Here is an 8,570-nt window from a genome sequence, read left to right as displayed (position 1 = left end):
CTTCCATACAATGAACCTTCTAATGTCCGCGCGTCGCGGCGAGTTCGGCGCCGTAGCGCATCTCGAGCAGTGTTTTCAAGACCAGCGTGACGAGCGCCAGCCCGGCAAGCAGCGAGGCGACGGCGAAAGCGCCGACGGCGTTGTACTCGTTGTAGAGGATTTCGACATGCAGCGGCATGGTATTGGTCAGGCCGCGTATGTGGCCCGACACCACCGAAACCGCGCCGAACTCGCCCATGGCGCGCGCATTGCACAAAAGCACGCCGTAGAGCAGGCCCCATTTGACGTTGGGCAAGGTCACAAACCAGAAGGTCTGCCAGCCATTGGCGCCGAGCGAAAGGGCGGCCTCCTCGTCGCCATTGCCCTGTTCCTGCATCAGCGGGATCAGTTCGCGGGCGACGAAGGGGAAGGTGACGAAGACGGTGGCCAGCACAATGCCCGGCACGGCGAACAAGATCTGGATGCCGTGTGCCTTCAGCCACTCGCCAAGCAACCCCTGGGCGCCGAACAGAAGCACGTAGACCAGACCCGAAATGACGGGCGAGACCGAGAAGGGCAGGTCGATCAGCGTGGTGAGAAACGCCTTGCCCTTGAATTCGAACTTGGCGATCGCCCAGGCGGCGGAGATGCCGAAGACGACATTGAGAGGCACCGAGATCGCCGCGACAAGCAGTGTCAGGTGGATGGCCGAGCGTGCGTCCGGTTCGCCCAGTGCTTGCGTATAGGCACCGACGCCTTTCGCCAGCGCCTCGTGGAAGACGATGATCAGCGGCAAAAGCAGGAAGATGCCGAGGAAAGCGAAAGCGATGGCCATCAGCACGGCCTGCGCCGGGCGGCTTTCGGTCACCGCCGCCGAGCGGCTCTCGTGATACGGTTCGTAGGATTTGATCTCGGGATCAGCCATAGCGCTTGCGGCTCCATGTCTGCACCAGATTGACGACCAGCAGCATGACGAACGACAGCGCCAGCATGATCGCCGCGATCGCGGTCGCCGCTGGGTAATTGTATTCCTCCAGCCGGATGACGATCAGAAGCGGTGCGATCTCGGATTTGTAGGGCAGGTTGCCGGCGATGAAGATGACCGAGCCGTATTCGCCGACGCCGCGCGCGAAGGCGAGCGAGAAGCCGGTGATGATGGCCGGCGCCAGGCCCGGAAAGAGCACGCGGGTGATGATCTGGAAGCGGCTGGCGCCAAGCGTGGCGGCGGCTTCCTCCACCTCCTTGTCGATTTCTTCCATGATCGGCTGCACGGTGCGCACGACGAAGGGCAAGCCGATGAAGACCAGCGCGATGACGATGCCGAGCGGCGTGTAGGCGACCTTGATGCCGAGCGGCATCAGCAATTTGCCGATCCAGCCGTTCGGCGCGTAGAGCGTGGTCAGCGCGATGCCGGCCACCGCCGTCGGCAGCGCGAATGGCAGGTCGACCATGGCATCGACGATGCGGCGGCCGGGAAAGCGGTAACGCACCAGCACCCAGGCGACGAGCGTGCCGAAAACGACATTGACGACAGCCGCGATGAAGGCGGTGCCGAAGCTGATTTCAAGTGCGTTGAGGGTGCGGCGATCGGTGGCGATGGCCCAGAAATCGATCCAGCCGAGAGCGGCCGAACGCCAGATCAGCCCGGATAGCGGTATGAGGATGATGAGGGTGAGGTAGGCAAGCGAGAAGCCGAGCGTCAATCCGAAACCCGGAATGACGCTCGGCTGTCTGAACCGCCACCCCGCCTGCGCGGGTGCTGTGGTCATATCGTCCTGATCTAGGTTTTAGCTCACTGGGCCGGTTTGTAGATCTGGTCGAATATACCACCGTCGCCGAAATGATAAGGCTGTGCCTTCTTCCAACCACCGAAAAGCGGGTCGTCGATGGTGATCAGCTTGATAGGCGGCAGCTTGGCGAGATCCTCGGGCGGAACCAGTTCGGGCTTGGACGGCCGGTAATGGTTCTTGGCGATGATGGTCTGGCCTTCCTTGGAATAGAGGTAGCTCAGATAGGCCTCGGCCACCTTGCGCGTGCCCTTGGCGTCGACATTGGCATCGACCACGGCCACCGGCGGCTCGGCCAGGATCGAGGTCGGCGGATAGACGATGTCGAAATTGTCGGCGCCAAACTCGTCGAGCGCCAGATAGGCATCGTTTTCCCAGGCGATCAGCACGTCGCCAAGGCCTTTTTGCGCGAAGGTCACTGTCGAGCCGCGCGCACCGGTGTCGAGCACGGGAGCATTGGCATAGAGCTTGCCGACGAATTCCTTGGTCTTGGCTTCGTCGCCGCCATCATTGGCGTTGGCATAGGCCCAGGCCGCGAGATAGTTCCAACGCGCGCCGCCCGACGTCTTGGGGTTGGGCGTGATCACCTGGACGCCGTCCTTGACGAGGTCGTTCCAGTCGTGGATGCCCTTGGGATTGCCCTTGCGGACAAGGAAGATGATGGTCGAGGTGTAAGGCGCTGAATTGTTTTCGAATTTCTTGCGCCAATCGGGATTGATCTTTTTCGATTTGGAGACGATGGCATTGATGTCGCCTTCGAGAGCCAGCGTCACCACATCGGCGTCGAGGCCGTCGATCACGGCGCGGGCCTGGGCGCCCGATCCGCCATGTGACTGCTGGATCGTCACCGTCTCGCCGGTTTCTGTCTTCCAATGCGCGGCGAAGGCCTCGTCATAAGCCTTGTAGAGCTCGCGCGTCGGATCGTAGGACACGTTGAGAATGGTGGTGTCGGCAAACGCGAAACCGAGCGTGCCGAACTGGACAGATGTGGCGACCAGTGCGCCGAGCAGTTTCCTGAAATGAGGTTTGGTCATTTCTGCCTCCGTTGAACCCGCGCCAAATCTACCGAAATTATAGAAATTAGATGCATTGAATGTTGCCTTTTTTGCCTCCCTGGAGAAAATCTCCGGCGTTCTGCCGCGGCTATGAGAAATATTTTCCTCGCGGTTGCTCCGCGCCGGAGTCGGTCCGCCCTGTGGCCTATCTAGGGACGCGCAGTTGCCGGGCAAGTCTGCTCTGGGCGGGTTACTCGGCGGTCACCGGGAAATCGAAGCGCTGCTTTTGAAATGGCTCTTGGTCGAGCGTAAAATGCCACCATTCTCGCGCGTAGTTCCTGAAACCTCCCGCACGCATGGCATCGACAAGGAGCTTGCGGTTTGCCGCCGCTTCGGCGCCGAGCGGCGATGCGCGGTCTCACTCGTCCGGTCGAAGCAGTCGAAGCCGGTGCCGAAATCGAGGGTGTTGGCATCGACCGCGCCGCAGGCCGGTTTCGGCACGGACATCCTGTCGGCCGGCGCGATGGCGATATCGACGGTCGAGCCGCGCGAATGTGCCGACTGGCGGGCGACATAGCCCTCGGCGATGAGGTCGCCGCGCTTGACCTTCGGATACCATTGCGGGTCAGGCGGCCCGCCCGCGGTCGTCCAATCGCCCATGTCGGCCACGGAGCGGGCAGGGCGATAGCAGTCGAACACGATCAGCGTCATGCCCCTGGCGACCATTGCCTTCTGGACCCCGGCAACGGCTAAGGCCGCCTGCCGGGCGAGGATGCAGACCGGCGCATCATAGCCGCTTACCTTGCGATGCAGAAAATTGTCGGCGCCGGAATAGCGGATGTCATGGCGGATCGAGGCATCGATGGCGGCCAATCGGACGAAGCCGGTGGGCAGGGGATCGGCCGAGGCGGGAAGAGTGACTGCGAAGAAAGCCGCTAAAATGGCGGCTATACTGCGTAAGGTATGGCGTGGCACGCCCCCCTCTGCCCTGCCGGGCATCTCCCCCTCGAGGGGGGAGATTGGCAGCTTTTGCGTCGCGCGCCGCCGTTGGTCATTGCCGAAAGCGGCCTGGCCATCCGATCTCCCCCCTTTAGGGGGAGATGGCCGGCAGGCCGGAGGGGGGCGCCTCGCACCGGACATCAGGCAATTTATCCCTTATTCCCGGACCTCGAAAGGCTAGTCTCCTGAGTCCCTTGACGCAGCCTATTCAACGAACACTTTCACACTGGCCGCCCGTCCCGCCGCGTCGATGACGGTCAGCGTCGAATAACCCGCGCCGTCGGGCTGCCATGTCGCGGTGCGGCGGCGATCGAGGCCGATGAGCGGCTTGCCGTTGGCCAGCCAGCGGAACGGCGCCCGGCCGCCTTGGAGCTTCAGCACCAGTGGCGACGCATCGGCCGAGTTGGTGGCGAGATCGACGCGGGCGCCATCCGGCGGGAAGATGATGGTCGGCGCGGGTTCGGTCGGGGTCGCCTGCACCAGGCCATCCGCGCCGGCGCCGAAGCGGGCAAGCGTCACCGGCAGGTCCTCGCGCTTGGGGGTGAAGGCGCCGGGCGGTTTGCCCGGCAGCGGTACGGTCGCCAGCCCCGAGCGGACAAAGCCTTCGAACAGGATCGGGGCGGCTGAGACATAGCCGGAAAGACCAGGCACCGCGCCGGCATCGGGCCGGCCGACCCAGACACCCAGCACATAGCGGCCGTCGAAGCCGACCGACCAGGCGTCACGGTAGCCGTAAGAGGTGCCGGTCTTGTAGGCAATGCCGCGCTGCAGGGCGCCTTCGGGTGGCTTCACACCCGACAAAATGTCGACGATCTGCCAGTTGGCCTGGTCGTTGAGGATGGTGGTGGTCGAACTCGCGGCGTTGGCCGGCTCGGTGCCGTCATGCAGCGAATGCGTCTTGCCGCCATTGGCGAGCCCTGTGTAGAGCTGGACCAGGTCGCGCAGCGTGACGCCGACGCCGCCGAGGCCGATGGCCAGGCCGGGCGCTTCATTGACCGGCAGGATCGGGTTGACGCCCGCCTGGCGGAAGCGCGCCGTCAGCCGCGCCGGGCCGACGGCGTCGAGCACGCGGATCGCCGGCACGTTGAGCGACAGTTGCAAAGCCTGGCGGATCGAGACGTCGCCCTGATAGCCCATGTCGAAATTCTTCGGCCTGTAGCCGCTGAAATCGACCGGGCTGTCCTCGATCAGCGTTTCCTGCGCCACCAGTCCCTGCTCGAAGGCGAGGCCGTAGATGAACGGCTTCAGCGTCGAGCCGGGCGAGCGCACGACCTTGGTCATGTCGATCCAGCCGGAACGGCTGGAATCGAAGAAATTGGCCGAGCCGACTTCGCCCAGAATGTCGCCGGTGCGGGCATCGGCCAGCACCATGGCGACGGACAGACGCGGCCCGAGCTTGGTGGCGGCATCGCGCGCCACCTGTTCCAGTCCTTGCTGGACGCTTTTGCGGATCGTCAGCTTGAGCGGCTGACCCGGAACGGCCTTGGGAAGCATCGCATAGGAGGCATGCGCGGCAAGCGCCGGCAAGGTGCGGCGCAGGCCCGAGACATCGTCAAGTGCGGCGCGTGCCGCCTCGCGTTCGCCGATCAGGCCTGACGAGACCATGCGGCTCAGCACACGATCGCGCGCGGCGTGGGCGATCTGGAGGTTGCGGTCGGGCCGGCGCTTTTCCGGCAATTGGGGGAGGGCGACGAGAAGGGCGGCCTCGGAAACGGTGAGCCGCTTCGGTTCCTTGCCGAAATAGGCGAGCGAAGCGGCGCGCACGCCTTCCAGGTTGCCGCCATAGGGCGCCAGCGTGAGATAGCGCTCGAGGATGTCGCGCTTCGACAGCCGCCGCTCGATCTGGATGGCGCGCAGCATCTGCTTGATCTTGGAGCCGAGGCTGCGGCTTTCGCGCGGCTCGATCAGCCGGGCAAGCTGCATCGACAGGGTCGAGCCGCCGGAAACGATATGGCCGCTGGTGGCGAATTGGCCGGCGGCGCGCGCCAGCGCCAGCACGTCGACGCCCTCATGGTCCCAGAAACGCTTGTCCTCGTAGGTCACCAACATGTCGACGAACTGCTTGTCGACCTGGTCGAGATGGGTTTCGAGCCGCCAGTAGCCGTCCGGGGTGGCGAAGGCGCGCAACAGCTGGCCGTCGCGGTCCTGGACTTCGGTGGAGACGGTCAGAGTTGCGGGCAATGGTGGGGGGAAGACGCGGTCGAGTTCCCAGAGGGCGGCGGTGGCGGTTGCCGCAACGACGGCTAGCGATGCTCCCGCAAATGCGGCCCGCCGAATGAATTTCTTGGAGAGCATGGCGCTGCCCCTCATCCGCCTGCCGGCACGACGGCCCTTCGGGCGTTCGCCGTTCGAAAAGCCAAGCAATTGGCTTTTCGTCCGCTGCGCGGACCACGGCTCACCTCCCCGAATAGTGACGGGGAGAAGGGAGCTGTCGCGGCGGTCGGCGCTAGCCCCTTTCTCCCCGTCACTATACGGGGAGAAATGCCCGGCAGGGCAATGAGGGGCAGCGCAAGCCTCACGTTCATATCCGCCAAGGCACCTTACGGCGCCTTGATCTCCATCATGCCGGTGGCGGTGCGGGCCGAATATTGCGGCCGGTACATGTCCTCCACCGTTGCCGCCGGATGGGCATAGGTGCCCGGCGTGACGGCGCGCACGACATAGGCAAGCGTCAGATTGTGGTCGTGGTCGCTGTCGGCCGGGTTGAATGCCGCGACGAAGCGGTCGTCGCGGAATTCCAGATGCGCGGCGTCGGTCTGCGCCAGCCAGGAGAAGTTCGTCAACTGGGCGCTGGAAACCAGGCCCGGATTGTCGATCTCGAAGCCGGCCGGCAACAGGTCGGTGACCAGCAGGCGCGACGGCCAGCTGTTCTGCTCGGTGACCTTGAGCACGACGACATAGCGTTCGTTCTGGGTGGCCTCCGTCACATTGGCTTCGGTGCCGTCCAGCTTGTAGTAGGTGCGGCTGATGGTGAAGCCGTCGCCGCCGGCCGGCAAGGGCTGGATCGGCGACGCCACGGTGGTGACGACGGCCTGCAGCGGGGTCTTGCCGGTGTTGGTGATTTCGAGCGGGCTGTCGACCAGGTCTGAGCCGTTGACCTGGTTGGAATAGCCGCCGGAATGCGGCGCGCCGTTGACGGTCAGCGCGATGGAGTCATTGCCCTCCTTCAGCGCACGCGCCGCCAGCAGCATCCAGGAATCGTCCTGGGTGCTGGTCCAGCGGGCTTCGGCGCGTTTCCTTGTCACCAGCTTGATCAGCTCGGGCACGATCGTCGATACCGGCTTCGATTCCGCCGCCAGCGACAGCATCGCCGCGCCGTCACGCAATGCCGAGCCGTAGTCGGAACGGTACCAGTCGTAGTCGGTGCTCGACTTGGCCAGTTGCAGCGCGGTCTTGAACGTCGCCTCCGAACGCTGCGTGTCGCCATAGAGCGCAAGGCTCGCCGCCAACTGGGCGACGGCCATCGGGCTCGAGAAGGCTTCGAGCTGGGTGTCGGCGTAGTAGCGCAGATCGCCGATCGAGGCCTTCTTGTTGCGGGCCAGCACGTAGAGGGCGTAGGCGATCTCGCTGCCGCGGTCCTGTACGCTCTGGTCGTAGCCGAGCGAGTTCTGCAGGTTGTTCAGGGCCTGGTTCATCGCCAGAGCCGGCACGTCGTATTTCTGCTCCCGCGCCCTGGTCAGGAATTCGCTGACATAGGCGTCGAGCCACAGATCGCCGGAGCCCGGACCCCACAGGCCGAAGCTGCCGCTCGAGGACTGGTAGCTCAGGACCTTGTAGATCGCATCCTGGATGCGGCCGTGCAGTTCAGGGTCGCTTTCCATGCCGACGCCTGATGCCATCTCGTTGACGTAGAGAAGCGGCATGGCGCGGCTGGTGGTCTGCTCGGCGCAACCATAGGGGTAACGATCGAGCGTCATCAAGAGCGACGGCACGTCGAAGGCCGCAGCCTGCGAAACGCCGACGCTGACCGATGCGCCTTCGAGCAGGCTGGCAGCCAGCAGCTCCTTGTCGACGCGAAGCGCGCCGCCATTGCCCTTGAGGTCGACCACGAGGCGCGTGGTGACCGGCAATTGGGCCGGACGCACCGGGACATAGAGCGTCTGCTCGACCTTGGTGCCGTCCGCATGCGCCAGCTTGATGGTCAGCGAGGCATTGCCCGCCGTCTTTGCGATCAGCGGCACGGTCAAGGTCTGGCGCTTACCCTGGGCGAGCGTCAGCTTCTGGGGCAGGGGCTTGTCACCTGTCGACAGGTCCCCCGTCGTATCGATCGACAGCGCATAGTCGCCGGCCGGTCCGTCGGTGTCGGCCACGTCGAGACGCATGACGGCGTTGTCGCCAGGCGCCAGGAAGCGCGGCAGGCCGGCGGTGATCACAACGGGATCACGCACGATCACGTCCGACTGGGCATGGCCGATCGCCTCCTTGGTCCAGGCGACAGCCATGACGCGCACGGTGCCGTTGAACTGCGGGATGTCGAAGTCGATCCGCGCCTTGCCGTCGGCGTCGAGCTGGACGATGCCGGAGAAGAAGGCGACCAGTTTTTCAGTGGGCGGGCTGCCTTGCGTCTGCATGTTGGCGCCGTCACCGCCGGTCCTGAGCTTGCCGGTGGTGCCCAGCGAGCCATCGATCAGGCGGCCGTAGATGTCGCGGATCTCCATGCCCAGCATGCGCTGGCCAAAGAACCAGTTCTCCGGATCCGGCGCCTTGTAGTTGGTCAGGTTGAGGATGCCGACATCGACGGCGGCAACGGTGACATAGGCGTTGGTGCCCGGCTGCACGCCGGCCACGGAAACCGGGATCGACAGCTGCT

General features: G+C 64.6%; 5 protein-coding genes and 1 pseudogene. All 6 read right to left on the bottom strand.

The features are described 5' to 3' along the window. Positions 1 to 19 precede the first annotated feature (19 nt). Positions 20 to 904: a sulfate ABC transporter permease subunit CysW gene (gene cysW / locus EOA36_RS18955; protein ID WP_127278934.1), complete on the bottom strand. Its 885-nt coding sequence runs from the start codon at positions 902 to 904 to the stop codon at positions 20 to 22. Further along, positions 897 to 1,748: a sulfate ABC transporter permease subunit CysT gene (cysT, locus tag EOA36_RS18950; RefSeq protein WP_127278933.1), complete on the bottom strand. Its 852-nt coding sequence runs from the start codon at positions 1,746 to 1,748 to the stop codon at positions 897 to 899. Before cysT ends, cysW begins: the two co-directional genes overlap by 8 nt. Before the next feature lie 23 nt (positions 1,749 to 1,771). Then, entirely contained in the window at positions 1,772 to 2,800 is a 1,029-nt protein-coding gene (locus EOA36_RS18945; RefSeq protein ID WP_127278932.1) for a sulfate ABC transporter substrate-binding protein, read from the bottom strand. A 211-nt stretch (positions 2,801 to 3,011) separates the two neighbouring features. Beyond that, positions 3,012 to 3,760, bottom strand: a pseudogene (locus tag EOA36_RS18940) (M15 family metallopeptidase). Between the two features lie 204 nt (positions 3,761 to 3,964). Beyond that, entirely contained in the window at positions 3,965 to 6,055 is a 2,091-nt protein-coding gene (pbpC, locus tag EOA36_RS18935) for a penicillin-binding protein 1C (protein ID WP_245464406.1), read from the bottom strand. Positions 6,056 to 6,300: 245 nt separating this feature from the next. Continuing rightward, positions 6,301 to 8,570: alpha-2-macroglobulin (locus tag EOA36_RS18925; RefSeq protein WP_145969217.1), on the bottom strand; the 2,270-nt coding region annotated here is incomplete at its 5' end.

The sequence above is a fragment of the Mesorhizobium sp. M8A.F.Ca.ET.021.01.1.1 genome (assembly GCF_003998025.1).
Taxonomy (GTDB): Bacteria; Pseudomonadota; Alphaproteobacteria; order Rhizobiales; family Rhizobiaceae; genus Mesorhizobium.
The sequence above is the reverse complement of the archived record's forward strand: the minus strand, read 5'-3'. Positions and strand labels throughout refer to the sequence as shown.